Below are 26,617 nucleotides of genomic sequence, written 5' to 3'. Positions count from 1 at the left end.
CGCTGGCCGCCGGCGCCGAACCCCGCGCCGCGGCGCGCGTCGCGGCCGAAGGCGCGCATTTGGCCGCCGCGCAGCGCGCCTTGGCGCGGCGTGGCGCCTGGGGCGGTGCGGCCGGGGCGCTGCTGACCCAGGCGGCTTTGCTCGGCGCGCTCGGCTACGGGCTGGCGATGGGGCAGGCCGGGGTGGCGGCCGCCGTGCTCGGCCTGTTCCTGGCGATCGCGGCCGGGGAGGCGCTGGGGCTGATGCCGCGCGCCGGCGCCGCGCTCGCCGCCGCCGGGGCCAGCGCCCGCCGCCTGTTCGAGGCCGCCGACCAGGCGCCACCCGTCGCTGAACCAGGCGCGCCCGCAGCCACGCCGAAGGGCCACGCCATCCGCATCCGCGACCTGCATTTCGGTTGGGCGCCGGACCGCGCGGCGGTGTTCGACGGGCTGGATCTGGACGTGCCGGAGGGTGCGCGCATCGCGCTGCTCGGCCCCTCCGGCATCGGCAAATCGACGCTGACGTCCCTGCTGTTGAAGCTGGCGGCGCCGCAATCGGGCAGCATCACGCTGGGCGGCGTCGATATCGCCACCCTGCCGGCGGATGTGGTGCGGTCGCGCATCGCCTGCCTGACCCAGGATGCGCGGCTGTTCGATGACAGCATCGAGGCCAATCTCCGCATCGGCCGGCCGGAGGCGGAGGAGGTCGCGCTATGGCAGGCGCTGGACCGCGCCGGCATTGGCGAGCTGGTCCGCAGCCTGCCGGAGGGCCTGACCACCCGCTGCGGCGAGGCCGGCGCGCGCTTCTCCGGCGGCCAGGCGCGGCGGCTGGTGCTGGCGCGCGCGCTGCTGTCCGAGGCGCCGGTGCTGATCCTGGACGAGCCCGCGGCCGGGCTGGACCCGGATACGGAGCGCGCCTTCCTGGAAACGCTGGGCGAGGCGACGGCCGGGCGCAGCGTGATCTTGATCGTCCACCGGCTGGTCGGCGTGGAACGGCCGACCCGCATCCTGCGGCTTGCCGCGGGACGCGCCATGCCGGCGATGGGGTAGCTTCGAACCAAGGAGGCGCCGATGCCCGCAGCCAAGCCCTTCGACCCGCTGGACCTGCCCGAAAGCAACGCCACCACCTATCCCGAACCCTATGCCGCGGCGGCAAGGCTGCGCTGGAATCGCAGGCTGGGCGATGCCGCGGGGCTGACGCAGTTCGGTGTGAACCTGACGCGCATCGCGCCCGGCGGCCAATCCTCCCAGCGCCACTGGCATCTGAAGGAGGATGAGTTCGTCTATGTGCTGGAAGGCGAGCCGGTGCTGCAGACCGATGCCGGGGAACAGCTGCTGCGCCCCGGCCAGTGCGTCGGCTTCCCTGCCGGCCACGGCGACGGCCACTGCCTGATCAACCGTGGCGACCGCGACGTGCTGCTGCTGGTGGTCGGCAGCCGGATGACGGGGGAGGTGGTGACCTACCCCGACATCGACATGCACATCGCCCCCGGCGCGGATGGCGTGCGTCGCTTCACGCGGAAGGACGGCACGCCCTTCTGAGGCTCAGAAGAACGCTTCCTTCACGCCGCCCAGCCAGAAGCCGAGCGTCGCCTTGGTCTCGGTGGTCGGAACCGGCTTCTCGAAGACGATCTCGGTGCCGCCGACCAGGGCGCCGGTGCTGTCGGTGATCGGGTCGCAGACCTGCTCGATCAACGCCTCGGCCTCCGCCGTGGGCAGCACGTCGAAATGGCCGAGCAGCCGGGCCAGCACGCCGTATTTGGCGCGGGAGCTTCCATCGGCGATCTTGATGCAGATGCCCAGGCCGCGTTCCGGCACGATGGCGAGCACGAAGCCCTCCGCGCCGCCCTTCACCACCACGCGCCCGCCGGTTGCCCGCACGATGCGGGATGTTGCGCTGTCGAGGCCCGAGATGTGGTCGGGGAAGGCCGCCATGGCGCCGAGCACACGCTTCGCCGCCGCCCGCCGCGTCGCATTGCCGGAATAGCCGAGGCCGAGGCGGGCCGCCGCCGTCGCCAGGCTCCGCATCGGCATGGCCAGCGCCGGCAGGCCGCAGCCATCGCGGCCGGTGGGCAGCGCGGCGGCGTCGCGGCCCATGTAGTCGGACAGGATATCGAGATACAGCTTCTGCGCCGGATGCGCCGCATTACCGTAGTCGAGGCCGGCGCCGAGGTGCTTGGCCACGGTCAGGAAGCCGCAATGCTTGCCGGAGCAATTGTGGTAGATGCGGCGCGCGCCGCCCTCGGCAAAGGCGGTCGCCTGATCCGCCTCCCGCCGCGGCAGGGCCGGGCCGCAGACCAGCGCATCTTCCGTCAGGCCGAGCCGGCCGAGCCAGTCGCCGACCAGGCCGGTCTGGAAGGGCTGCGCGTCATGCGAGGCGCAGGCCATGGCGATGTGTTCGTCGCTCAGGCCAAAGGCATCCGCCGCGCCGGATTCGACCAGCGCCATCGCCTGGAACGGCTTGAGCGAGGAGCGGGGGAAGGTCATCAGACCCGCATCGCCCCAGCTCCCCACCAGACGGCCTTCGAAATTCGCCACCACCACGGTGCCGCGGTGAACGCTCTCCACCAGCGGGCCACGCCAGATACGCGCGAGCTCGACGAAATCGGTGCCGTCCGTCATGTGTTTTCCTCCTCGACCCTTCCTGCTTTCTGGGGGTGAAATGGCTTGTGCGCAAGCAGTACTGCGCTCAGCCATGGCCGTTGCGGCCATAAACCGCGGCGATGGCGGCGTGGCCTGCCGCCACGTCACATGACCTTGCCGATGCCTGACAGCGGCTTCATCGGCAGCCGCGGATTGGCCAGGAAGGCCGCGGTGCGGCGGGCGGGGAAGGCCGCGGCGCGGCTGGCGGGGCGGATGAGTTGTCCATGCCCGGTCGGCGCCAGCCAGCGAAACGCGAGGCCGCTTCCGGCCGATCAGCCGGTGGTGATGTTGGCGGCGCGCACCACCGGGCCCCAGCGCTCGAACTCGGCGCGCACGAAGGCATCGGTCTCGGCCGGGTTCATCCAGATCGGCTCGCTCGCCAGGGCGGTCAGGCGGGACTTCACCTGCTCGGAGTCGAGCGCCTTGCGCATCTCCTCCGCCAGTCGCGCGACCACGGCATCCGGCGTCCCGCGCGGGGCGAACAGGCCGGTCCAGCTGCGTACCGCATAGCCGGGCACGCCCTGCTCGGCGATGGTCGGCAGGTCGGGGCGGATGCGCACGCGTTCGGCGGTGCCGACGCCGATGATCTTCACCCGCCCGGATTGCGCCGGGCCCACCACCGTCGGCAGGTTCATGAAGGCCATCGGGATGGTGCCGGACATCAGGTCCGTCACCACCGGCCCGCCGCCGCGATAGGGCACATGCACCAGCTCGGTGCCCGTCAGCATGCGGAACAGCTCCCCGGCCAGATGGTTCGAGGAGGCGGTGCCGGAGGAGCCGAAGGCCAGGCCACCACGCTCCGCGCGGATCTTCACCAGCAGTTCCTGCACGGTGGAAACACCGAGCGCCGGGTTCACCGCCAGCACATTCGGCACATCCACCATCATGGCGATGCCGGTCAGCACCTCCCGCACATCATAGCCGAGCTCGGGCGAGACCAGGGAATGGAAGACATGGTTGGAGGCGGAGGAGACGAGCAGCGAATAACCATCCGGCCGCGCGCGGACCACCTGGCCCATGCCGATGGAGCCACCACCGCCCGCGCGGTTTTCCACCACCACGGACTGGCCCAGCTGTTCCGTGAGGATCGGTGCGACCAGCCGCGCCACCACGTCATTCGAACCACCCGGCGCCCAGGGCACGACGAGGGTGATGGCCCGGCTGGGCCAGGCGGCCTGCGCGCGCGCCAGGCCCGGGACCAGGGCGGGCGCGGCGAGGGCTGCCAGAAGGTGGCGGCGTTGCATGGCAGGATCCTCCGGTTCGTTCTTCTGTTGCCAGGATGACGGGACCGGAGGTGGGACGCCAGGGGGAGGGCCACCCTGGCGTGAGCTTCAGGCGATCACGACGAACTCCGCCGCCGTCATCGCGAGGCCAGCCGACAACACGGCGAAGGCGATGGCATCGCCCGCACCGCTGCCATCGGCATCGAAGGCCAGGATTCCGGTTGCCGCGTCATACAGGATGCGGTGGTCGGCATCATTGGCCGTGGCGCCGAGGAAGAAGGCGTCCGCGCCCAGCGCACCGGCGGCCAGCGAGCCGAAGATGAAGCTGTCGAGCAGGATGCGGTCCTCACCCACGGTGTAGTCCGTGACGATGTCCACGTTGCCCGCGCCAAGCGCCGTGGTGAAGGCGAAGGAATCGGCCCCCGTGCCGCCGGTCAGCCGGTCCATGCCGGTGCCGCCATCCAGCGTGTCGTCACCCCCGCCGCCCAGCAGGATGTCGTCGCCGCCACCGCCGGAAAGCTGGTTGTCGGAGTCCTGGCCCATGATCCGGTTGGCCAGCTCATTGCCGATGCCCGTGATCGCGGTGCCCAGCAGGTTCAGGTTCTCCACATGGGCGCCGAGTGTGTAGCTGATGCTGGACATCACGAGATCGGTGCCGCCACCGGCCAACTCGATGACCAGATCGCCGACATGATCGACCACGTAGCGGTCATTGCCGGTGCCGCCTTCCATCCGGTCCGCGCCGGTGCCGCCATTCAGCGTGTCGTCGCCGGCACCGCCCAGCAGGGTATCGTTGCCGGCGCCGCCGACGATCAGGTCGTTGCCGCCGCCGCCTTCGAGCAGGTTCGCCTGCGCGTCGCCGACCAGGCGATCCGCATGGGCGCTGCCCTGCACATTCTCGAAGCCGCTGAACAGGTCACCGGCCGCATGGCCGCCGGAGGCGAGCTGCGTGGCGAGGTTGATCGAGACAGCGGCATTGCTGCCGGCGTAGCTCAGCGTGTCCACGCCGGCGCCACCAAGGAATACATCGAGCCCCGTCCCGCCGCGCAGCAGCACGCCATTGGCTGCCGAGAGCGAGGATGCATCCACCGTATTGCCCATGGCGCCGCCGAAGACGGTGATCTCGCCGCCGGGCAGGCGGGCGAAATTGGCGTTGGTCACCGTCATGCTGTTCGGCCCGTCCTGCGCCAGGCGGAAGAAATCGAAGCCGCTGACGCCGGTGATGCCGACAACGCCCGCCGTGCCGACATTGATGGTGTTGCCGCTGCCATTGCCGGTCTCCAGCCCGCCGCGGATCGAATCCGTGCCGAGCGCCTCGGCGGAGACCGCGACGATGTTGCCGCCGCCACCCGCGCTCAGCGTATTGGCCGTGCCCTCGCCGAGCACGATGCGGTTGGCGCCGGTGCCGACCGTGATGGTGTTGCCATCGCCATTGCCGACCAGGATGCGGCTGTTGCCGTCGCCGCTGGTGATGGCGTTCACGCCATCGCCGGCGACGATGCGGTTGATGCCGTCGCCGGCGGTCAGGGTGTTCATGCCGTTGCCGGCATTGATGATCGTCGGGCCATCGGCGACGGTGACCGTATTGTTGCCGTCCTTCAGCGCGATGCGGCTGGCGCTGAGGCCGGAGACGGTGATGGTGTTGTTGCCGCCGCCGGCCGAGATGCGGTCATCGCCGCCGGCCAGGGTCAGGGTGTTGTTGCCGTTGCCCAGCGTCAGGGAATCGCGGCCGCCGCCGAAGGTCAGCGTGTTGTCGCCGTTCTCGCCGGTTACGATGTGGTCGTCATCGCCAAAGGTGATGGTGTTGCTGGTATTGCCCAGGTTCACGAAAATCGTCGCCATGTTCTTGTCTCTCTTGCCGTGGGCATGTCGCGCGAACTTCGTCCGGAGGCTTGCCGTTGCGGGCAAGAGGCGCCGTTGCCGCGCGGCCGGAACCCGCAGGGCCGGAAGGCCATGCGGAACCCGGCGACGGATTCGGTCGCGTGGATCGGACTGGGAATGCGAGGTGTTGGGAAACCAGTCGCCCCGAGGACGGGGCATGGACCGGAGGGGCGCCCTATGCGGAGCGTCAGCCAGTGCTTAGAGAAGTAAATATCTTAATCGATGCAGAAAAGCCAAACTAATCGCATCGGAGGGGAAGTATTTTTCGGCAGGATTGAAATAAGGCAACGATTTCGTGAAGTGGGGCGCGCCCGCAGCCGCGCCCCTGACCGCTGCTGTCAGCCCAGCGCTGCCGCCACCTTCGCGCAGAACGGCCCGACCGCATCCGGATGCACCCAGCGCAGCACGGCCACCACCTCGCCCTGCGGCCAGATCCAGGTGACGTTGCCGCCAGCGCCCATGGCGAAGACCGAATCGCGCGGTGCCTCCGGCCAGCGGCCGGCGCCGTTCAGCCACCACAGGAAGCCATAGGCGGGGTTGAGCGGGCAGGGCGCCAGGGACTGTGCGATCCAGGCCTCCGGCACCACCTGCTTCCCGTCCCAAGCGCCCTTCTGCAGCACGAGCTGGCCGATACGCGCCTGGTCCTCGGCATGGATGCGCATGCCGGCGCCCCAATGCGTGCCACCGGGCACGGATTGCAGGCGCTGGCCGGCGATCTCGACCCAGGCATTGTCGTAGCCATGCCAGGTCCAGTCCCGGCTGCCACCGATCGGGTCCAGGATGCGCTCGGCGAAGACCTCCGGCAGCGGGCGGCGGAACAGGTGCAGCAGGCATAGCGACAGGCGGTTCACGCGGACGTCGTTGTATTCCCAGTGGGTGCCGGCGGGCTGCAAGGGGCGGTCCATGCGCTTCTGCGCGGCGCCTTCGCGCGCCAGTTCGCGGCCGCGATCGATGCGGTCGGATTTGCCGAACAGCTCACCTTCCCATTCGCTGGTGTTGGTCAGCAGATGCCGCCAGGTGATCGGCGCGTTCTGTGCCGAATCGAAACCGCCATCCTGCACCCGGGCGCGCACCGGCTCATCGATGTCGGGCAGCAGCCCATCGGCCTGGGCGATGCCGGCCAGCAGTGACAGGTAGGATTTGGCGGCGCTGAAGGTCATGTCGGCCTGGCGCGTATCGCCCCAGGAGGCCAGGCGCTGGCCGCGCTGTTGCACCAGCCCGTTCGGCGCGCCGCGCGGGAAGACCGGGCCGAGCACGGTGTTGTAGGGTGGCGGCTCGAAATGGCCGCTTTCCAGATGCGCCAGCAGGTCGCGGGGAAAGGGGGATTCCTGGGCGGCGGCGAAGGCGGTGGCCTCGGTGAGGCGCGGGTCGGATTGGGTCATGCCGCGCAAGGTGCCGAAGCCGCGCCGCCAGCGGAACCCCCTGCACCCGCGCGCCATCGCGCCCATATACTTCGGCAGATGAGGAGAGACCCCATGACCACCGAAACCGCGACATTGGGCGGCGGCTGCTTCTGGTGCATCGAGGGCGCGCTGCGCCATGTGCAGGGCGTGACCCGCGTCGAGAGCGGCTATGCCGGCGGCCACCTGCCGAACCCGACCTATGAGCAGGTCTGCGGCAAGCAGACCGGCCATGCCGAGGTGGTGCGCGTGGAATTCGATCCCGCAACCCTGTCCTATGCAGATCTGCTGCGGATGTTCTTCACCCTGCACGACCCGACCACCAAGGACCGTCAGGGCAACGACGTCGGCCCGCAATACCGCAGCATCATCCAGTACCATTCGCCCGAGCAACAGAAGGTGGCGCAGGCGGTGATGGCGGAGATCGAGGCTTCCCGCATCTGGGGCGCGCCCCTGGTGACGGAGCTGGAGCCGGCTGGCGATTATTGGCCCGGCGAGGCCGAGCACCAGGACTACTTCGCCCGCAACCCCTGGTCCGGCTATTGCCGCGTGGTGGTCGCCCCCAAGGTCGCCAAGTTCCGCAAAAGCTTCGCCGACCGCCTGAAATCCGCTGCCGCCTGAGGAGATCCACATGAGCCTGTTCAGCAAGGCCAAGCCCGCCGAGACCTTCGCGGTGGAGAAATCGGAGGCCGAATGGCGCACCGAACTCCCGCCCGAGGCCTTCAAGGTGTTGCGCCAGCACGGCACCGAACGCCCCGGCACCAGCAAGCTGCTGACGGAAAAGCGCCCCGGCACCTTCGCCTGCGCCGGCTGCGGGCATGAGCTGTTCGACAATGCAACGAAATTCGAAAGCGGCACCGGCTGGCCGAGCTTCTTCAAGCCGCTGCCCGGCGGCATCGCCACCACCACCGACCGCAGCTTCTTCATGACGCGGACGGAGGTGCATTGCGCCCGCTGCGGCGGCCATCTCGGGCATGTCTTCCCGGACGGTCCGGCGCCAACCGGGGAACGCTACTGCATGAATGGTGTGGCCATGGTGTTCCAGCCGGCGGAATAAGCGAGTCTACCACGCCCCGCCGCTGGACAAGCGGCGGGGCGGGGCGGATTTTGCCCCTCATCCCGCTCTCCGGAACCTGCCCCTTGTCCTGGCGCCGCCTTGTCCTGCTTTTCGCGCTGACCCTGCCGGCCGGTGGCGCGCGGGCGGACCTCGTCTATGTGCTCAATTCCGGCGAGGCCAGCATCTCGGTGCTCGACGCCGCGACGCGGACGGAACGCAACCGCATCCCCGTGCTGCGGGAGCCGCACCACCTGGTGGTGACGCCGGATGGCTCACAGTTGCTGGTGGCGGATTCCGGCGGCAATGAGGTGTTCTTCCTCGACCCCGCAACCGGGGCGGTGCTGCGCCGGGCGCCGATCTCCAACCCCTACCACCTGGAATTCAGCCCGGATGGCCGCTTCCTGGTAATCGCCAGCCTGCGCCGCGGCCAGGTTGATGTGCTGGATGCGCGGACGCTGGAGCTGGTCCACCGCTTTCGACCCGGCGACAAGCCAAGCCATATCGCGTTCAGCCCGGACAGCCGCATGGTCTACGTGACCATCCAGGGCGACGGGAAGGTGGCGGCCTTCGACCTGGAGCGGATGGCGCAATCCTGGATCGTGGCCGTCGGGCCGGAGCCGGCAGGCATCATCTGGCACCGTGGCCAGTTGCTGATCGGCATCATGGGCAGCACCCATTTCGTGGCGCTGGACCCCGCGAGCCAGGCGGTGGTGCCCGCCTTCACCCTTGGCCGCGGCGCCCACACCATCTACCCGGCGCCGGATGGCCGCGCGCTGTTCGCCACCAGCCGGGTGGATAGCCGCATCGCGGAGATCGACCCGGACACATTGGCGGTGCGGCGCTGGTGGGCGATTCCGGGCGGTCCCGATTGCCTGACCTTCGATACGCAGGGCCGCGTCTGGATGACGCTGCGCTGGTCCGGGCGCATCGCCATCCTCGACCCGGTTGCGGATCGGTGGGAGACGGCGCGGGTCGGCCGCTCCCCGCACGGCATCTTCTACAAGGCGCTCGGCCACGGGGCTGATTTCGCGCTGGCGATGCCCGGCGCCACCTCCGGCACCCGCCCGCTGGTGGCGCCGATGCCGGGGCGCCCTGCCGCGGTTCCGCCGCCGCCGCCTGGCCTGGTGCCCGGCAGCATCCCGGTGGCGCCACCGGTGCTGCCGGCCTCTCTGCGGCGCGCACCATGAGGCGGCGGCTCCTGCTCGGCGGCGCGCTGGTTGCAAAGGGTCTGGCGACCCTGGCCGCGCCGGCCCTGGCGCAGGTGGCGCCGCGCGGCTGCCGCGGCCCGGTCTACCTGACCATCGACACGGGCTGGAGCCGGGAGGCGGAGGCGATCGCCGCCATCCTGCGCCGCCACGCCGTGACCGCCACGCTGTTCATCGCGGATGAGCCGACCTTCCGCGGCGACACCTCCCTCTCCGAGTCCTGGGCGCCGTTCTGGCGCGCCCGCGTGGCGGAGGGCCACAGCTTCGCCAGCCACACCTGGCGGCACTGGTATTTTACCGGCGATCCGGGCCCGGGGCGCACCACCTTCCGGTCCCGGCGGGGCCAGGGGCAGGAGGTGCTGGACCAGACCGCGATGTGCGCCGAACTGGATCGGCCGATCGCGGCGCTGCGCCGTTTCGCGCCGGAAGCGCGGGTGCTGCCGCTGTGGCGGGCGCCGGGCGGCATCGTCACCCGCAACGCGGTGGCGCTGGCCGCCGGCTGCGGGCTGCGCCACCAGGGTTGGACCCGCAACGGCTTCCTCGGTGATGAACTGGACAGCGGCGCCCACCCCAACGCCGCCCTGCTGCGCCGCAACCTGGCCAATATCGGGCCGGGGGAGGTGCTGGTGATGCATTGGGGCGTGCGCAGCCGGCGTGAGCCTTTCGCCGGCATCATGGAGGCGCTGGTCACAGGCCTGCTGTCCCGCGGCCTGTGCTTCGAAGCCCTGCCGCCGCAGGGCGTCGCCTGACTCAGCGATAATTCGGGCGGTAGCCGGCGGGCGGGGCGCCCTGGTGCCAATTGCCATACTGGTCGTACCAGCCGCCGTAACGCGGGTCCGTCTGCTGCGCCACATAGGGGTCGCGCGGGATGCGATCCGGCTCTGGTGCCGGGGTCAGCGCGCCACCCACGGCGCCGAGTGCACCACCGATCAAGGCGCCGCGCCCGGCGCTGCCGGTGACCGATCCGATCAGCGCGCCGGCACCCGCGCCCAATGCGCCGCCTGCCAGGGCCCGCTGGTTGCGGTCATTCGGGTCGGAACATGCGGCCAGCAACACCAGCGGTGCGGCCAGCAGGGCGAGGCGGGCGGTCATCATGGGCAATCTCCTGTTCGTCCGGCGGTAGCGCACCATCATGGTCACAACGCCATCACGTTGCGTCGGTTCGTCGGGATCGGTCACGGCACCGGGTATTGAAGCTATCCGGCCATGTAGAACATATTGATGGCATGAACGCGGCGGGAGGCCAGGTGATGGACAGGCGGATGGTGCTGGGCGGTGCCATGGCATTGCTGGGCGGGGCCAAGGTGGCGGGCGCGCAGCAGGCGGTGCCGCATCACGGTCTGCCGATCCCCTCGGACCGGATGGCGCCGCTGCGGGGGCAGGGGCCGGTGGTGCTGACGCCAGCGCAATACGCGCAGCGCTTCGTGGACAGCCCCGCCCCGGCCGGCACGCCCGGCCGATGGGTCAACCGCGCGCCGCTGCCGCTGCCGCGCACGGAAATGGCCTGGGCCGCCGAATGGGATGGCAAGCTGCATGTCGTCGGCGGCTATGCCGAGCAGCAGGTGAACAACACCTGGCACCACATCTATGACCCCGCCGCCGATAGCTGGCGCGAGGCTGCCCGCCTGCCGCGTGGCGCCAACCATGTGGGCGTGGTGGCGCATGCCGGCCGGGTCTATGCCTTTGGCGGCTTCAGCAACCAGAATCGCGGCGCGGATACGCTGGCCTTCGCCTATGACGTGGCGGCCGATCGCTGGGACACGCTGGCACCCATGCCGCGCCCACGCGGTGCCGGCGCGCTGGCGGTGATCGACGGCAAGATCCACCATATCGGCGGTGCCTCGGAGCCGGAGCGGGAACGCGCCTCGGTCGGCTGGCATGAGGTGTACGACCCGCAGACCGACAAATGGGACATGCGCAAGGCGCTGCCCGGCGCGCGGGACCATGCCGGGGTGGTGGTGCATGATGGCGCCATCCACATCATCGGCGGCCGCTTCAACACCTTCGAATACAATACCGGCCTGCATCATGTGTACCTGCCGGACCGCGACACCTGGGTGGAACGCGCGCCGCTGCCAACGCCGCGTTCCGGCCATGGGCTGGTGCTGTACCGGGGCCGCTTCTTCGCCATGGGGGGTGAATCCGGCTGGTTCGAGAACCGCACGCTGACCGGCCATGTGCATGGCCAGGTGGAAAGCTACGACCCGGCCACCGATACCTGGCAGCACCACGCCCCGATGCCGACGCCCCGCCACGGCATGGGCGCGGTGACCATCGGCGACTTCATCTATGTGGCCGGCGGCGGCCCGGTGGTGGGCGGCAGTATCAAGACCGCGGTGCACGAGGCGTTCACGCTCGGCTGATGCGGCGCCGCTGGCTTCTGGCCCTGCCGGCCCTGCTCGCGGGGCGGGCGGAGGCGGCGACCGTGCGCGGCGAGGCTGCGGCGGCTCTGATCGCCGCGCTGCGCCGGGGTGGCGTGGTGGTGGTATTGCGCCATGCGATCACCGATCGCAGCCAGGTGGACCGCGGCGACCTCGCGGACCGCGCCGGGCAACGCAACCTGTCCGAATCGGGGCGGGCGCAGTCACGCGCGCTCGGCCGCGCCTTCGCCCAGCTGCCGCTCGGCCAGGTGCTGACCAGCCCTGTGTTCCGCGCGCTGGACACGGCGGAGCTGGCTTTCGGGGCGCGCGCGGCGGTGGAGCCGCGGCTGACGGCGGATGACTACACGCATGACATGGCGCTGCTCGCGGCCAACATCGCCTGGCTGCGCGAGCGCATCCGCCAGCCTTCCGCGCCGGATGCGGTGGATGTGCTGGTCGGGCACATCGTGCCGCTGGGCATGGTGCTGGGGCGCGGCCTGAGCCAGGCGGAATACCCGGAGGGCGCGCTGGCGATATTCGCCCCGGGCGGCCGGCTGCTCGGTGTGCTGGCGGCGGAGACGCTGGGCGAGGCGCTCAGCCCAGCACCGCCCGCATCAGGAACCCCGCCGCCGCGGTGATGCCGAGCGTCCGCAGCAGGCCGAGCTTCAGGCCGAACAGGCACAGCGCGGCCAGCAGGCTCAGCGCCAGCGCATCCAGCTGCAGGCTGGCGAGATCCGGCAGGTCCAGCCGCAGCGGCCCGAAGGCGGTGGTCTCGACCCGCGCGAAGATCACGCGCAGCGCGAACCACAGCGCCAGGCTGGCGATCACGCCGACCACCGCCGCCGTCACCCCCGCCAGCGCCGCCTTCAGCCGGGGCTCGGCATGCAGCCGCTCCACGAAGGGGGCGCCGAGGAAGATCCAGGCGAAGCAGGGCGCGAAGGTGACCCAGAGCACCAGCAGCGAGGCCAGCACCCCGCTCCACAACCCATTCGCCGAGACGCCGGCCAGGAAGCCGACGAATTGCAATACCAGGATCAGCGGGCCGGGCGTGCTCTCCGCCAGGCCGAGGCCTGCCAGCATGTCGGTGGCGGTCAGCCAGCCGTAGCCCTCCACCGCCTCCTGCGCCACATAGGCCAGCACGGCATAGGCGCCGCCGAAGGTCACCACCGCCATCTTGGAGAAGAACCAGGCGATGTCGCCCCAGGGCGGGCTTCCCATCAGCATCGCCACCGGCCAGACCCACAGCGCCAGCGCCACCAGCCCGGCGGTGCGCGCCCGGCGGGCCATGCGGGGGATGCGTTGCGGGTCCTGCAGGATCATCGCATCGAGCAGGGCCGGTGGGCCATCCCGCGCATCGCCATGGCCGCCGCCGCCCCCGAAGGCCTGCGGCAGGGCGTAGCCGATCGCCATCGCCGTCAGCACCACGACCGGGAAGGGCAGGTTCAGCGCGAACAGCGCGATGAAGGCCGCCACCGCCAGCGCCCAGGGCAGGCGGCCCTTCAGCGCGCGCCGCGCCAGGCGCAGCAGTGCTTCCACCACCACCACCAGCACGGCGCATTTCAGGCCGAAGAACAGCGCCGCCACCAGCGGCACCGTGCCGAGCGTCACATACAGCACCGACAGCGCCAGCATCACCGCGGCACCGGGCAGGATGAACAGCAGCCCGGCGATGATCCCGCCGCGCACGCCATGCATCAGCCAGCCGAGATAGGTGGCAAGCTGCTGCGCCTCCGGCCCCGGCAGCAGCATGCAGAAATTCAGCGCGTGCAGGAATCGCGCATCGGAGATCCAGCGGTTCTGCTCGACCACCTCCCGGTGCATCAGCGCGATCTGCGCGGCGGGTCCGCCGAAGGACAGCAGGCCGATCCGCAGCCAGGTTCGCATGGCCACCCGGAGGGTGGGAAAATCCGCGCTCTGCGGGGTGTCCATCAGGCGACTCCCTGGGTCGGCCAGTCGTGAGTTTCCCCTGTGGCATCCCGGCACCACAAGTAGAAGGCGTCATAAAGCGACAATCCCGCGTCGAACTGCGCGAGGTCATCGCCATGCAGGCGCGACAGGCCGAGCGAGGCGGCCAGCAGCCCGGCCGCCTCCGGTGCCAGGTCGGGCCGTGCCGTATCAGCGCCGCGCACCAGCAGCGCAAGACGTTGCAGGGCTGGACTCGTCAGGCCGAATTCGGCCAGCAGCGTATCGAAGGTGCAGGTGTCACCGCGATGGCTCCAGAACACGCCATCGATGTCGAAGGGCGTCGCGCCGTAATGCGTGGTCACGGCGGCGACCTCCGAGGCAGCGACGAACAGGAACACCGCATCGCGGTCGATGAAGCGCCGGATCAGCCAGGGGCAGGCGATGCGGTCCACTTTCGGCCGTGCCCGGGTGACCCATAATGTGCGGCCCACCGCATCGCGGGGCGGCAGGGGCGCATCCCGGAACAGTGGCAGCCCGGCGGCCCGCCACGCGTTGAAGCCGCCCTGCAGAACCTTGGCCTCTGCACCTTCGTGCCGAAGCCAGGCGGCTGCCCCTTCCGAGAGCTTCAGCCCGCGCTGGCAGATGACGACCACTTGCCGGCCGCGCTGTGCCGGCGCCCAGGCGGTGATCTTGCGATGGTCCCGGCGCTGTGCCGCGGGCAGGCTGCGCGGATCGGCGGCGGCATCCTCCGCCAGTCGCACATCGATCAGCAGCGGTGCATCGGGCAAGCCGATCCTGCGGACGAGATCATGGGGTGTGATGGTGGGCAGTTCAGGCATGGGCGTCCATTCCCTGACGGGTGGTTGGACGCGATGCTTGGGCACACGCCTGGCCGGGCATCAAATGGTGACCGGGCATGTGACTGATGGGGCGATCGCGGTGGCCCCGGCCAAAAACTAGGATCGATCCGTTGTCGCGGTCAACCGGTGCGGCCTGCGCCGGCTCAACGCGGGCCGCGTGGCGAACCCGGCACACCGCAGCCGCAATCCTCCTGCGGTGGTGGTTCAACGGGCTGCGCCACGGCCGGCCAGGTGGCCAGGAGGAAAAGCATGATGATCAGCTTCATGTCCCGGCGCATCCCTTCACACCATCAGCGACAGGCCGGAAACCAGCAGCAGCCCCAGCAGCACCAGCCGGAAGCCCTGCGCGGGAATCCGCCTGTAGGCAAGCACGCCAAGCCAGGCACCCAGCACCAGGGCCGGCAGCGCCACCAGCAGCATGCGGGCACTTTCCCGCCCGAAGAAGCCCCCGGCCAGCAGCCCGATGGCGGCGGCCGCCTGCATCACCACGATGAAGGGCTGGAAGATGGCCCGCGCCTCATCCTTCCGCAGCCCCTTCAGATCCCCCCACATCGCCGGCAAGGCGCCCGAGAAGCCGCCGATGCCGCCCAGGATCCCGCTGGCAAACCCCACTCCGGCATCCGCCGGCGGCCCCGCCTGCAGCGCACCCGCCGCGCGCCCGCGGGCGATGCCGACCAGCGCCCAGGCCGAATAGGCCACCAGCAGCAGGCCGATTCCCCCGGTGATCGCGCCGGGATCGACCCGCGCCAGCACCAGCACCCCGATCGGCGTGCCCAGCAGCCCGCCGATGATGTAGGGCCGCAGCACCTGCCAGCGCACCGCCGGCCAGATCGCCCCCAGCGTGCCGAGCTGAACCAGCAGCGACCCCATCACCATCACCGGCGCCGCCTGCTGCGGCGGCAGCCAGTGCAGCAGGATGCCGGCAGCCACCAGGTTGAAGGCGAAGCCCGCCATGCCGGAGGCGAAGGCCGCGACGAAGCAGCCGCCGATCAGGATCAGGTATTCGAAGGGCATCACGGCTCCGGGCTTCGCTACCCGAAACAACCGCATCGAAGACCGAAGCGCCAGCCCCCGCCTTGTGCGGACCCGCCGCGCATGGTCCCTTCGCCGGCAATACGGGAGCATGGAAACGATGGCGCAGCGCGGTGCGGATGTCCTGGTCAGTGGCCTCAAGGCCGCCGGGGTGACGCGAATCTTCACCCTGTCCGGCAACCACATCATGGAGGTGTTCGACGCGCTGGTCGGCTCGGGGATCGAGCTGGTGCACACCCGGCACGAAGCCGCCGCGGTGCATATGGCGGATGCCTATGCGCGGCTGACCGGGCAGGTGGGTGTGGCACTCGTCACCGGCGGGCAGGGCCACGCCAATGCCACCGCCGCGCTGTGCACCGCCCTGGCGGGGGAGGTGCCGGTGCTGCTGCTGTCCGGCCACGCGCCGCTGGCCGATCTCGGCAATGGCGCCTTTCAGGAATTGCCGCAGGCGGCGCTCGCCGCGCCGCTCAGCAAGGCGTCCTGGGCGGCGCAGACTGCCGCGGGGCTGGCGGAGGATGTGGCGCGTGCCTTCGGCATCGCCCTCGGCGGCCGCCCGGGCCCGGTGCATCTCAGCCTGCCGACGGATGTGCTGGAGGCGAAGGTGGCGGATGCGCCGGTGCCGGAGAATGGCGCCTTCGCCCGCAGCGCCATGCCGCTGGGGGCCGAGACGGCGCTGCTGGTTGCCCAGGCCGTGGCGGCGGCGGCGCGGCCGCTGCTGATCGCCCCGCCGGCGCTGTGCACCCCCTCCGGCTTTGCCGCCATGGCGGCGCTGGAGGCCTCCAGCGGCCTGCCGGTGGTGCCGATGCAATCCGCCCGTGGCCTGGCCGACCCGACGCTCGGCGCCTTCGCCGAGGTGCTGGCGGAAGCTGATCTGGTGGTGCTGATCGGCAAGGCGATGGATTTCACGCTGAAGTTCGGCCGCAGCCCGGCCACCGCCGCCGGCTGCAGCTGGATTGTGCTGGAGCCTGAGGGCGCGCTGGTGGCGCGCGCGCAGCGGCTGGTGGAGGATCGGCTGGTCTTCGCCGCGGTGGCCGATGCGGCGGCCAGCGTCGCCGCGCTGGCCAGCGTGATGCGGCCGGTGGCGGCGCAATCCGCCTGGGCGGATCGGGTGCGGGAGGCGGTGGCCTGGCGGCCGGCGGAATGGGCGGCGCTGGCCGGCGCGCCGGCAGGGCCGATCCGCTCCGCCACGCTGGGCCATGCGGTGAATGCGGCGGTGGCCGCGCATGGCGCCACCTTCGTCTGCGATGGCGGCGAGATCGGCCAATGGGGCATGTCGCTGGTGCGCGCCGGCACGCGCATGGTGAATGGCGTGGCAGGCGCCATCGGTGTCGGTATTCCCTTCGCCATCGGCGCCCGCGCCGCGAAGCCGCAGCCGACGCTGGCCTTGATGGGCGATGGCAGCTTCGGCTTCCACATGGCGGAGCTGGACACCGCCGCACGGCACGGCCTGCCCTTCGTCGCCGTGGTCGGAAATGACAGCCGCTGGAATGCCGAGCATCAGATTCAGGTGCGTGACTACGGCGCGAACCGCGCCCATGGCTGCGACCTGGCCCCCGGCACGCGCTACGACCTGATCGCGACCGCGCTGGGCGGGCATGGCGAAACCGTGGACCAGGCGCGTGACCTGGCCCCCGCGCTGGATCGCGCCTTTGCCAGCGGCAAGCCCGCCGTGGTCAATGTGGTGCTGGACGCACAGCCGGCGCCGACGCTGCGCCGATAGGAGAACGGGTGATGCAGGATCCGCATGCGGTGGATAATCTGGCAGCGCTGGAGGCACTGTATGGCGCGGCGGTGCCGGCATCCTTGCAGAAGGTGCGGCACGACCTGGATGCGCCGAGCCGCGACTTCATCCGGTCCAGCCCGTTCTGCATCCTGTCCACCCGCGGCGCCGATGGCGCGGTGCATGGCACGCCGCGCGGCGATGCGCCGGGCTTCGTCAGCGTGCTGTCCGGCACCGAGATCGCCATGCCGGACCGGCGCGGCAACAACCGCATCGACGCGCTGCGCGACATCATCGCCGATCCGCAGGTGGCGCTGCTGTTCCTGATTCCGGGCGTGGGGGAGACGCTGCGGGTTGCCGGCCGCGCCACCATCACCACCGACCCGGCGCTCTGCGCTCGGCTGGCCGAACAGGGCAAGCTGCCGGCGACCGTGCTGCGGATTGCGGTGCGGGAGGTGTATTTCCAATGCGCCCGCGCCCTGTTGCGGTCCGCCTTGTGGGGCGATACGCCGCGTCCGGCGGGCGTGCCGACGGCAGGCCAGTTCCTGAAATCCGCTACCGCCGGCGCCTTCGATGCGGAAAGCTATGACCGCGAAGCCCCGGCGCGGCTTGCCACCAGTCTGTACTGAAGGGCGCTACCGCGCATCCGGCGGGTCGCGCCGCTGCATCCAGGTGATCAGCGCCATCACCAGTCCGATGACGCCCGCCACCAGCGCGACGCCCAGAAGTGCCAGCGACACGCCGAGTTGCAGCATGCGCGCCATGAAACCCAGCGCCGCCAGAAGCACGGCGATCCCGACCACCCATCGTAGCATTCTGTGCGGTACCCCTCGGCTGAGCCTTGAAAGCGCGCCGAGGGATGAAGGGTTCCGATACCCTCAGTTGATCCGGCCGAGCATCCCGCGCACGATCACCTGTGCCTGGATCTCCGCCGCACCCTCGAAGATCGAGAGGATGCGCGCATCGCACAGCACGCGGCTCACCGGGTATTCCACCGCATAGCCATTGCCGCCATGGATCTGCAGCGCGCAATCGGCGTTGGACCAGGCGACGCGGGCGGCAAGCAGCTTGGCCATGCCGGCCTCGATGTCGCAGCGCCGGTCGGCATCCTTCTGGCGGGCGGAGAAATAGGTGAGCTGGCGCGCCATCATCGTCTCCGTCACCATCCAGGCCAGCTTGGCGTAGACGCGCGGGAAATGCTGGATGGTCTTGCCGAACTGGTTGCGGCCCTCCGCGTAATGCGCCGCCAGCTCGATGGCGTTGCGCGCCACGCCCAGCGCGCGCGCCGCGGTCTGGATGCGGGCGCTTTCGAAGGTCTCCATCAACTGCTTGAAGCCGCGGCCCTCGACGCCGCCGAGCAGGTTGGCGACCGGCACCTCGAAGCCATCGAAGGTGATCTCGTATTCCTTCATGCCGCGATAGCCGAGCACGGGAATCTCGGTGCCCGCCATGCCGGGGGCGGGGAAGGGGTTATCCTCCGTACCGCGCGGCTTCTCCGCCAGCAGCATGGACAGGCCCTGGTAGCCCGGCGCATCCGGGTCGGTGCGGACCAGCAGCGTCATCAAATCGGAACGCGCGCCGTGGGTGATCCAGGTCTTCGCGCCGTACACCCTGAACACATCGCCGTCCCGCACCGCGCGGGTCTTCAGGCTGCCGAGGTCGGAGCCGGTATCCGGTTCGGTGAAGACCGCGGTCGGCAGGATCTCGCCCGAGGCGATGCCGGCGAGGAATTTCTGCTGCTGCTCTGGCGTGCCGGCCAGGCGGATCAACTCGGCCGCGATCTCGGAGCGGGTGCCGAGCGAGCCGACGCCGAGATAGGCGCCCGACAGCGCCTCCGACACCAGGCACATCGCCACCTTGCCGAGGCCGAGGCCGCCGAATTCCTCCGGGACCGTCAGGCCGAAGACGCCCATCTCGGCCAGCTTCTGCACCGTGGGCATCGGGATCAGCTCGTCATTGCGGTGCCAGTCCTGCGCGAAGGGCTCGATCTCATTGGCGGCGAAGCGCAGGAAGGTGGCCTGCGTCGCCTCCAGCATCTCGTCTTCCAGGTGATCGGCGCCGAGCAGATTTTCCGTGGCGGATTTCGCCAGCAGGCGGCGCGCGGCATCCAGTTGCGCGAGGTCGGACAGCGCGGCCAGCGCCGGTTCCGCCTGGAAACGCGCCAGCGCCTCCGCCGGCACGCCCATATCGGCGGGGCGGATGATTTCCGTCTGGCTCATCGGGATGCCACCCGAAAGCTGCGCCAGGTATTCGGCGAAGCCCAGATGCAGGATGGCCTGTTCCAGCGCACCGAATCGCCCCGCACGGTCCAGACGCTGCGCCCAGGCCAGCGTCTCCCGCAACGCCGCGACATAGGTGGCCTGCCAGGCGAGGCCGTGGCCGGCGAGCTGGTGGCGTTCGAGCAAGGCGCCGCTGACCTTGCCCTGCGGCGCCAGCAGCGCGGCCAGCGCCGCGCGCGTCACCTCATGCAGCCGCTCCGCCGCTTCCAGCCCGGCGGAGGCGCGGGCGAACAGGTCGCGGGTGGTGCTGGTATTGGCCACGATCTGGTCCATGCGTCCTACTCCTTCGGGCCGGCAATGGTGCCGGCATCATGCAGCTTGCCGATGGCGGAGGTGGTGAGGCCGAGCACTTCCGCCAGCACCTGTTCCGTGTGTTCGCCAAGCCGGGGCGCCGGCGCGGCGGGGGCGCGTTCGGCAAAACCCAGCGGCACGGCGGGCGCGAGAATGTCGCCCACGCCAGTCTGGGCGATGGTGGTGAACATCGGGTTGGCGGGGGAACAGCGCGCATCCTCCCGCACCAGTTGCCCGAAATCCTGATACGGCCCCCACAACACGCCCGTGCCGGCGAAGGCCTCGCCGATCTCCGCCAGCGTGTGCCGGGCCAACCAGGGGGCGAGCACGGCATTGATGGCGTGGCGCGCTTCGAACCGCCCGCCCTCATCGTTCAGGTCGACATCCAGCATCGGGCCGATCATCGCGATCTTGTCCGTCAGGCCCGTGGCCTTGCCGACCGCGGCCCATTGCCGGTTGGAGATGGCGCAGACCATCACCCGCCGGCCATCCTTCGTCGGAAAATCCCGCCCCCAGGCGCCGTACAGGTCGTTGCCCATGGCCGGGCGGACCGAATCATTCACCTGCACATCGGCGACGTAGCCGAGCGTCGCGACGGAGGCGAGCATCACATCAGACAGCGCCAGCGTCACTTCCCGCCCCTTGCCGTCCTTGCGGCGCGCGCGTTCGGCGCCCAGCAGGCCGGTGGACAGGTAAAGCCCCGCGGCGATGTCCCAGGCCGGCAGCACATGATTCACCGGCTCGCCCCCCGGCCCGGTGGCGGTGGGGAAGCCGCTGGCGCAGTTCACCGTGTAGTCCACGGCGCCGGATCCATCATGGTTGCCGGTCAGGCGCAGCATGATCAGGTCCTCGCGATGCTTGGACAGCTCCGCATGGCTCATCCAGCCGCTGGCGGGCAGGTTGGTCAGCAATATGCCGCTGCCTTCACCGGGGGCGCAGATCAGCGCGCGGGCAATCTCCCGCCCCTCCGGCTTGTTGAGCGCCAGCGCCACGCTGCGCTTCGATTTGTTGAGGCCGGTCCAGTAGAGCGAGGTCCCGGTGGGGGCCAGCGGCCAGCGGCGATAGTCGATATTGCCGCCGATCGGGTCGATGCGGATCACCTCCGCGCCCATCTGCGCCAGCGTCATCCCGCCGATCGGCGCCGCGATGAAGGCGGAGACTTCCACCACCCGGAGATCGCTGAGAAAGCCCGCCATGTGAAACCCCCGGTAAGTGCCCGGGTGGTTTAGAACCGGATCAGCAGGCGGGTAAACACCGCCCCCTCATCCAATGCACGCACACCCGTGCCTTCCGGCTGGCGCGTGATTCGGCGCAAGCCTTCGATCTCGATCTGCGCTTGCTCCGACAATTGTAGCCGCACCCCGCCGCCCCAGGAGGCGAGACGCCGCGCGCCCACATCGCTGCGGTTGTCGGTGGCGCGAGCCTCGTCGCGGAACAGGTAGAACTGCGCGCCGCGCGGATCGGCCGACCAGGGCAGGGTCAGGTGGGTGGCCGCCTGAAGCTCCAGGCTGCCGGCGATGGCACGGTCGCCTGCCAGTTGCCCGGCGAAGAAGCCGCGGCCCAGCCGGTTGCCGCCGAGGTAGAACTTCTCCGCCGGCGGCAGCGCATCATCCGCCCATTGCAGGGCGCCCGCGCCAAAGGCCGAGATCATCCAGCCTTCCGCCGGCTGCCACAGCGGCTGCAGCCGCGTCGCCTCCGCCACCGCGCGGAAGAAGCCGAAATCGCTGCCGAACCGCGCGCTGGTGCCGTGGCTGCCGCTGCTGGCGCCGAACACCTCCAGCCCCCGATGCAGGCGCAGGCTGGCGGTGCTGGTCGCGGCGGCAGGGGCGAAGCCGAGCCAGGCATCCCGGACCTCACCATCCACCCCCAGCCGCAGGGCGCGCACAGCATCCCGGCTGGCGCGCTCGCGCGGCGCGCCATCCCCGGCCCGCAGCCGCACCAGGCTCTCAAAGGCATCAAGCTGCGCCGTCAGCGTCAGGTTGCGCGGGCGGGACCGGATGATCGGCTGGCTTAGCGCCAGCCCCGCCACCCTTGTCTCCCCGGCATAACCCAGCGCCGCCAGCGCCCCACCCGGCGCCGCCCGCCCGGCGCCCGCGAAGCCGCGCAGCCGCAGGCCGGAAGCGCCGAGGAAGATCTCATGGCTGAGCTGGCCGAAGCTTTGGCCGTGCTGGTCGGATTGGAACAGCGCCAGCTCGGTGCGCTCGCCGCGGCTTGTGAAGGCGTTCAACTGGCCTACCGCGAGCCCCTGCCAGGCGCCGGTCGCCGTGTTGCCGCGATTATCGAGGCTTGCGAAGCCGCTCAGCGCCTGGCGTTCCAACCGCACCAGCAATTCCAGTGCCCCCGGCTCGCCCTCCACAGGCCGCAGCAGGCCGCGGGCGGTGACGCCGGGAATGTCGCCGGCCAGCAGCAAAGCGCGCTCCAGCGCGGCATGGGGCAAGGGGCGCTGGCCGACCAACGGTTCCAGGAAGCGCCGCACCTGGCGTTCCGCCGTGCCGATCGCGCCCTCCAGCGCCAGGGCGGCGACAAAGCCCTCCGTCACCGTCAGCAGCAGGTCGGCACGGCCCTCCGCGCCGGCCGAGAGGCTGGCGCCGACCGCGACATAGGCGAAGCCGGCAGCACGGTAGGCGGCGAGCACGGCAAGGCGCGCGGCTTCGATTTCTGCCAACGCAACCTCGCGCCCGCCCAGGCCGTACGGCACCGGGATGGGCAGCGCCGTGTTGCCGGCGATCCGCACGGCGCCCAGCGGCACCCGGCGCTGCGCGCCAGGGCCGGTCGCGGCGAGCGGTTCCGGCGGCAGCAGGGCCGGCCCAAGGCTGGGGGCAGGGCTGGGGGCGACCCGCTCGATCAGCCCCGGCTGCGGCGGCGGTGCTTGCGCCAGCGCCGGCCCGGCGAGGAATCCCGCGACCAGGACAGCGCAGGCACGGCTTCTCGAATTGCCCTGCAACGCCCCCGCCTTCACCCGAATCCCGCAACTTCTGCGCGATCACCCTGACGGAACGTCTACCCCTGCGTCAACGCGCCTTCCGCAAGCATGGGAATCGGGCCGAGGCCCGGCAGATGGCGGAAGGGCAGGCCATAGACCCGTTCCAGCAGCGCCGTATCCAGCGCCACCTCCGGCGGGCCGCAGGCCAGCAGCCTTCCCTGTTCCAGCAGCGCCACCCGGTCCGCCACGAAGGCGGCCTCCTGCAAATCATGCAGCACCACCAGCACTGCCAGCCCCCGCCGCGCCAGGCGGCGCAGCAGGCGCAGCAGCGCAGCACGGTGGCCGGCGTCGAGGCTTGCCGTGGGTTCGTCCAGCATCAGCGCGGCGGGCATGCCGGCGCCATCGAGCTGCGCCAGGGCGCGCGCCAGATGCACCCGCTGGCGCTCACCGCCCGAAAGCGTTGCGTGGGCGCGGTGCGCCAGATGCGCCACATCGGCCTCCTCCAGCGCCGCGGCGATCGCCTCGGCATCCCGCGCCGTCTCCGCCGGATGGCCGTGCCAGGGCAGGCGGCCGAGCGCCACTACCTCCCGCGCCAGCATCGGGAAGGCGACGCCGACATGCTGGCCGAGCACGGCGCGGCGCCGGGCGAGGTCGCGCGGATGCCAGGCGGGCAGGGGGCGGCCATCGAGGCTGACCTGCCCGGCGCCGGGCGAGACCTCCCCGGCCAAAATCTTCAGCAATGTGGATTTGCCGGCGCCGTTCGGGCCGGCGAGGACCAGCACTTCGCTCGGCCGCATCTCCACCGAGACATCGGCCAGCAGCGCACGGCCGCCGGCCTTCAGGCCGATGCCCTGAGCGGCAATCATGCGCCCGCCTCCGAGATCATGGTGACGCGCCTGCGGCGCGACGGCGCAGCAGCCACAGGAAGAAGGGTGCGCCGATCAGGGCGGTCACCACGCCCACCGGCAGTTCCGCCGGCGCTGCCAGGCTGCGGGCGGCGAGGTCCGCCAGCACCAGCAGCGCGCCACCCAGCAGCGCCGATCCCGGCAGCACCAGCCGGTGGCCGGAGCCGAAGCCGAGCCGCAGAAGATGCGGCACCACCAACCCGACAAAACCGATCAGCCCGGTGAAGGCGACGCCCGCGGCCACCGCGACGGCGGCCAGCGTCACCGCCACGCGCTTCACGGCCTCGACCCGGTGGCCGAGATGGAAGGCCTCCGCCTCACCCAGCAGCAGCGCATCCAGCGGGCGGGCGAGCGCGATCAGGCCGAGCGTCGGCAGGCCGACCAGCGCGGCCACCACCGGCACCTGTTCCCACCGCGCGCCCGCCAGGCTGCCCAGGGTCCAGAAGGTGATGTCGCGCACCTGGCGGTCATCGGCGGTGAAGATCAGCAGCCCGGTCAGCGCACCGGCCAGGGCGTTCACCGCGACACCCGCCAGCAGCAGCGTCGCCACCCCAGTGACGCCGCCGACACTGCCGAGGCGGGCCATCAGCAGCGTCGCCGCCAGCCCGCCGATGAAGGCCGCCAGCGGCAGCATCCACAACCCGAGCACGCCGGCCGCCGCGCCGAACAGCGTGGCGCCGAAGACAATGGCGGCCACCGCCGCCAGCGCGGCGCCGGCCGAAACGCCGATCAGCCCGGGGTCGGCCAGCGGATTGCGGAACAGCCCCTGCATCGCGGCCCCGGCCGCGCCGAGACCCGCGCCGATGATCGCTGCCAGCAGCACGCGCGGCGCGCGGATCACGCCGAGCACCGCCGCATCGCGCCGAAAGGCCTCCGGCAGATCGGCCAGCCCCAGCGCATGGGCCAGCACCGCGCCCAGCCCGCCGGGGGAGATGCGCGCCGGGCCAAGCAGCACGCCCGCGGCCATCGCCGCCAGCAGCACCGCCACGCCGCCGAGCAGCACCCACAGCCTGCGATCCGGCTGGACCCGCAGGGCGGGCGCGACGCGGGCGATGTGCATCACACCCAGGGCCGGCCGGGCAGGGTGGGAAGGCCGGCGCCGGGATGCAGAAGGGCAGCCAGGTCGCGCCGCGCATGCGCCGCGCGCGGACCGAAATTGAGCAGGTAGGACCCCTCCAGCGCCACCACGCGCCGCGCGGCGGCGGCCGGCGTCACAGCCAGCGCCGTGGCGCGCAGCACGCCATTGACGCCGCCGGCCTCGGCCAAAGCGTGTTCCATCATGACGATGACATCCGGCGCGCGCTGCGCGGCGGATTCAGCCGAAAGCGGGCGGTAGCCCTGGAAATCGGTGACGCAGTTCTCCGCCCCGACCGCGGCCAGCAGCGCATCGGCATGGGTGTTGCGGCCGGAGACCAGCGGCGCACCGCGCGCGGCAGAGAGCACGAACAGCGCCCGCACCGGACGCAGCGCCGCGATCGGCGCATCCAGCGCGGCCCAATCCGCCGCCACCGCATCCGCCAGAGCGCCGCCATCCTGGCCGAGCGCCCTGGCGATGGCGGTGATCTTGCGCCGCACCGCAGCCGCGCCCGCACCATCCGGGATCATCGTCACCGGCGCCCCGGCGGCGCGCAGCACCGCTATGGATTGCGGCGGCCCGGCCTCATCGGACAGCAACAGCAAATCGGGGTCGAGCGAAACCAGGCCCTCCGGTGCCAGGGCGCGCAGATAGCCCACCTGCGGCAGCGCCCGCGTGGCGGCGGGGAACAGGCTGGTGCTGTCCACCGCGACCACCTGCGAACCGGCGCCGAGCGCGAAGACGGTCTCCGTCACCGCGCCGCCCACGGTGATGATCCGCGCTTCATCCGCGCGCGCAGGGCCGGCGAAGGGAAGGCTCGCGGCCAGGCCGAGCAGGGTGCGGCGCTGCGTCACGCGGCGCGCTCGGCGGGCCAGGGCGTGCCGGAGACATCGGCGACCACCGCGCGCCAATCCTCCCGCTCCGGCTGGCCGGGCTTGCGGGCGCCGAACATCATGGCGATCGTCTCGCCTTCCGCATCCAGCAATTCGATGCTGGTCACGTCGCCATCGGCGGTCGGCTTCACCACGCGCCACGCCTCGGCCACGCCGGATTCGCGGAGGTGGAGGTTGAAGGTGGGGTCCAGAATGTTGAACCAGCCGGGCGTGGCGCGCAGCTTTGCGACCGGGCCGGTGTGGATCTGGATGGCGCTGCGATTGCCGACGAAGATCATGATCGGCACTTCGGCACTCGCCGCGCGCTGCAACGTCGCCACGGCGGCGGCAGGCGGCAGGCGCAGCGCCAGGTCATCACCCACCAGACGGAACGCCTGGCGGCGGCTGGCCTTGTGGCGGCGCAGCAGGGTGATGAAGTCGTGCGTGTCCTGCAGCGCCTGCCATTCCTCGCGCAGCTTCGCCTGGTCCACCGGGGTCTCGGTGGCGCGCGCGGCAGGCTCGGCGGCGGTCATCGGCGGCAGGGCGGCCGCCGGCGCGGTGAATTCGGCGACCACCGCATCCCAGCCGGCCTTGTCGGTCTCGCCGGTGGCGAAGACCTTGTGCGCGGCGTTGCCGTCCTTGTCGAAGATCTGGATCGAGGGACGCTCGCCACCCAGCGCATAGGCATGCGCCCAGCGGCCGGGGAACAGCCGCAGGTCGATATCCGGGCCGAGCACCAGGATATGCCCGGGGCCGGAGGAGACATCGACGAAGCGGCCATGTCGCTCATGCACCGCATGCTCGTTGCGCGTCAGGCACATGATGCCGCCGAGCCGCGGCATGGCGGCGAACAGCGCGCCCCAATCGGTCTTCAAGGGTGTCGCCGCGCTGGTGACGCCGGCGGCGACCAGCGCCGCCTCCGTCGTTCCCAGGCGCTGCGCCGCCTCGCGCACCCGGATTGGGCCGGCTTGCATCAGCTCTGCGTAGCGTTCGTTGAGGCTGGGCATG

The 26,617-nt window shown here is 71.0% G+C and carries 26 protein-coding genes; 10 read left to right on the top strand and 16 right to left on the bottom strand.

All coding sequences use genetic code 11. The features are described 5' to 3' along the window. Both Q8S40_RS08095 and Q8S40_RS08090 read left to right on the top strand, forming a co-directional pair. Positions 1–1,028 (top strand): ATP-binding cassette domain-containing protein (locus Q8S40_RS08095; protein WP_305669977.1); only part of this gene is annotated, 1,028 nt, incomplete at its 5' end. A gap of 21 nt (positions 1,029–1,049) precedes the next feature. Then, a complete protein-coding gene (locus Q8S40_RS08090) occupies positions 1,050–1,520 on the top strand; it encodes a cupin domain-containing protein (RefSeq protein ID WP_305669976.1) in 471 nt (156 codons plus the stop codon). A 3-nt stretch (positions 1,521–1,523) separates the two neighbouring features. Here Q8S40_RS08090 and Q8S40_RS08085 read toward each other — a convergent pair whose 3' ends face one another. The 4 genes from Q8S40_RS08085 to Q8S40_RS08070 all read right to left on the bottom strand — a co-directional run bounded on the left by Q8S40_RS08085 (position 1,524) and on the right by Q8S40_RS08070 (position 7,107). After that, the gene (locus Q8S40_RS08085) at positions 1,524–2,600 is read right to left on the bottom strand and encodes an asparaginase (RefSeq protein ID WP_304807758.1); all 1,077 of its coding nucleotides are present in this window, start codon (positions 2,598–2,600) and stop codon (positions 1,524–1,526) included. Positions 2,601–2,893: 293 nt separating this feature from the next. Next, positions 2,894–3,865: a tripartite tricarboxylate transporter substrate binding protein gene (locus Q8S40_RS08080; protein WP_305669975.1), complete on the bottom strand. Its 972-nt coding sequence runs from the start codon at positions 3,863–3,865 to the stop codon at positions 2,894–2,896. An 87-nt stretch (positions 3,866–3,952) separates the two neighbouring features. Continuing rightward, positions 3,953–5,686, bottom strand: a complete 1,734-nt coding sequence (locus Q8S40_RS08075; RefSeq protein ID WP_305669974.1) for a calcium-binding protein — start codon at positions 5,684–5,686, stop codon at positions 3,953–3,955. A 377-nt stretch (positions 5,687–6,063) separates the two neighbouring features. Then, positions 6,064–7,107: a serine hydrolase gene (locus Q8S40_RS08070; protein WP_305669973.1), complete on the bottom strand. Its 1,044-nt coding sequence runs from the start codon at positions 7,105–7,107 to the stop codon at positions 6,064–6,066. A 93-nt stretch (positions 7,108–7,200) separates the two neighbouring features. On the opposite strand from Q8S40_RS08070, the gene msrA reads away from it, so the two are divergent. From msrA to Q8S40_RS08050, 4 genes are all read left to right on the top strand, one after another. Then, complete coding sequence (msrA, locus tag Q8S40_RS08065) at positions 7,201–7,746, top strand: peptide-methionine (S)-S-oxide reductase MsrA (protein ID WP_305669972.1); 546 nt, start codon at positions 7,201–7,203, stop codon at positions 7,744–7,746. Between the two features lie 10 nt (positions 7,747–7,756). Further along, positions 7,757–8,182 (top strand): peptide-methionine (R)-S-oxide reductase MsrB, encoded by a 426-nt coding sequence (gene msrB / locus Q8S40_RS08060; RefSeq protein ID WP_305669971.1) that lies wholly within the window; start codon positions 7,757–7,759, stop codon positions 8,180–8,182. A gap of 83 nt (positions 8,183–8,265) precedes the next feature. Continuing rightward, on the top strand, positions 8,266–9,369 hold the full coding sequence (locus Q8S40_RS08055) for a YncE family protein (protein WP_305669970.1): 1,104 nt from the start codon (positions 8,266–8,268) through the stop codon (positions 9,367–9,369). Further along, entirely contained in the window at positions 9,366–10,136 is a 771-nt protein-coding gene (locus tag Q8S40_RS08050; protein WP_305669969.1) for a polysaccharide deacetylase family protein, read from the top strand. The genes Q8S40_RS08055 and Q8S40_RS08050 overlap by 4 nt, the downstream gene beginning before the upstream one ends. 1 nt (position 10,137) lies before the next feature. Here Q8S40_RS08050 and Q8S40_RS08045 read toward each other — a convergent pair whose 3' ends face one another. Then, on the bottom strand, positions 10,138–10,482 hold the full coding sequence (locus Q8S40_RS08045) for a YMGG-like glycine zipper-containing protein (RefSeq protein WP_304807745.1): 345 nt from the start codon (positions 10,480–10,482) through the stop codon (positions 10,138–10,140). A gap of 131 nt (positions 10,483–10,613) precedes the next feature. Here Q8S40_RS08045 and Q8S40_RS08040 point away from each other — a divergent pair, with 131 nt between their 5' ends. After that, complete coding sequence (locus Q8S40_RS08040) at positions 10,614–11,750, top strand: galactose oxidase (RefSeq protein WP_305669968.1); 1,137 nt, start codon at positions 10,614–10,616, stop codon at positions 11,748–11,750. Then, positions 11,750–12,385 (top strand): histidine phosphatase family protein, encoded by a 636-nt coding sequence (locus Q8S40_RS08035; protein ID WP_305669967.1) that lies wholly within the window; start codon positions 11,750–11,752, stop codon positions 12,383–12,385. The genes Q8S40_RS08040 and Q8S40_RS08035 overlap by 1 nt, the downstream gene beginning before the upstream one ends. On the opposite strand, the gene chrA is transcribed toward Q8S40_RS08035, so the two are convergent. The 3 genes from chrA to Q8S40_RS08020 all read right to left on the bottom strand — a co-directional run bounded on the left by chrA (position 12,342) and on the right by Q8S40_RS08020 (position 15,526). Continuing rightward, on the bottom strand, positions 12,342–13,676 hold the full coding sequence (gene chrA, locus Q8S40_RS08030) for a chromate efflux transporter (protein WP_305669966.1): 1,335 nt from the start codon (positions 13,674–13,676) through the stop codon (positions 12,342–12,344). The genes Q8S40_RS08035 and chrA overlap by 44 nt on opposite strands. Then, on the bottom strand, positions 13,676–14,491 hold the full coding sequence (locus tag Q8S40_RS08025) for a sulfurtransferase/chromate resistance protein (RefSeq protein WP_305669965.1): 816 nt from the start codon (positions 14,489–14,491) through the stop codon (positions 13,676–13,678). The genes chrA and Q8S40_RS08025 overlap by 1 nt, the downstream gene beginning before the upstream one ends. A 303-nt stretch (positions 14,492–14,794) precedes the next feature. Further along, positions 14,795–15,526: a sulfite exporter TauE/SafE family protein gene (locus Q8S40_RS08020; RefSeq protein WP_304807767.1), complete on the bottom strand. Its 732-nt coding sequence runs from the start codon at positions 15,524–15,526 to the stop codon at positions 14,795–14,797. Between the two features lie 109 nt (positions 15,527–15,635). Here Q8S40_RS08020 and Q8S40_RS08015 point away from each other — a divergent pair, with 109 nt between their 5' ends. Together Q8S40_RS08015 and Q8S40_RS08010 are read left to right on the top strand one after the other, a co-directional pair. Beyond that, on the top strand, positions 15,636–17,264 hold the full coding sequence (locus tag Q8S40_RS08015) for a thiamine pyrophosphate-binding protein (protein WP_305669964.1): 1,629 nt from the start codon (positions 15,636–15,638) through the stop codon (positions 17,262–17,264). Between the two features lie 11 nt (positions 17,265–17,275). Then, on the top strand, positions 17,276–17,893 hold the full coding sequence (locus Q8S40_RS08010) for a pyridoxamine 5'-phosphate oxidase family protein (protein WP_305669963.1): 618 nt from the start codon (positions 17,276–17,278) through the stop codon (positions 17,891–17,893). A 6-nt stretch (positions 17,894–17,899) separates the two neighbouring features. On the opposite strand, the gene Q8S40_RS08005 is transcribed toward Q8S40_RS08010, so the two are convergent. From Q8S40_RS08005 to Q8S40_RS07970, 8 genes are all read right to left on the bottom strand, one after another. Further along, positions 17,900–18,079 carry a hypothetical protein gene (locus tag Q8S40_RS08005; RefSeq protein WP_305669962.1) on the bottom strand — a complete coding sequence of 60 codons (180 nt, stop codon included), beginning with the start codon at positions 18,077–18,079 and terminating at the stop codon, positions 17,900–17,902. 63 nt (positions 18,080–18,142) lie between these two features. Then, positions 18,143–19,816 carry an acyl-CoA dehydrogenase family protein gene (locus Q8S40_RS08000; RefSeq protein WP_305669961.1) on the bottom strand — a complete coding sequence of 558 codons (1,674 nt, stop codon included), beginning with the start codon at positions 19,814–19,816 and terminating at the stop codon, positions 18,143–18,145. A gap of 5 nt (positions 19,817–19,821) precedes the next feature. Next, positions 19,822–21,030: a CoA transferase gene (locus Q8S40_RS07995; RefSeq protein ID WP_305669960.1), complete on the bottom strand. Its 1,209-nt coding sequence runs from the start codon at positions 21,028–21,030 to the stop codon at positions 19,822–19,824. Positions 21,031–21,059: 29 nt separating this feature from the next. Beyond that, positions 21,060–22,793: a ShlB/FhaC/HecB family hemolysin secretion/activation protein gene (locus Q8S40_RS07990; RefSeq protein ID WP_305669959.1), complete on the bottom strand. Its 1,734-nt coding sequence runs from the start codon at positions 22,791–22,793 to the stop codon at positions 21,060–21,062. A 41-nt stretch (positions 22,794–22,834) separates the two neighbouring features. After that, positions 22,835–23,623 carry a heme ABC transporter ATP-binding protein gene (locus Q8S40_RS07985; protein ID WP_305669958.1) on the bottom strand — a complete coding sequence of 263 codons (789 nt, stop codon included), beginning with the start codon at positions 23,621–23,623 and terminating at the stop codon, positions 22,835–22,837. Between the two features lie 16 nt (positions 23,624–23,639). Then, positions 23,640–24,722, bottom strand: coding sequence for an iron ABC transporter permease (locus tag Q8S40_RS07980; protein ID WP_305669957.1), 1,083 nt, complete (start codon positions 24,720–24,722; stop codon positions 23,640–23,642). Further along, positions 24,722–25,591, bottom strand: coding sequence for a hemin ABC transporter substrate-binding protein (locus tag Q8S40_RS07975; protein WP_305669956.1), 870 nt, complete (start codon positions 25,589–25,591; stop codon positions 24,722–24,724). Before Q8S40_RS07975 ends, Q8S40_RS07980 begins: the two co-directional genes overlap by 1 nt. Beyond that, entirely contained in the window at positions 25,588–26,616 is a 1,029-nt protein-coding gene (locus Q8S40_RS07970; protein ID WP_305669955.1) for a hemin-degrading factor, read from the bottom strand. Before Q8S40_RS07970 ends, Q8S40_RS07975 begins: the two co-directional genes overlap by 4 nt. Position 26,617 lies beyond the last annotated feature (1 nt).

The sequence above is a fragment of the Falsiroseomonas sp. genome, assembly GCF_030695085.1.
Classification (GTDB): Bacteria; Pseudomonadota; Alphaproteobacteria; order Acetobacterales; family Acetobacteraceae; genus Falsiroseomonas.
Note: the sequence above shows the minus strand (reverse complement) of the source record. Positions and strands in the feature narration are given on the sequence as shown.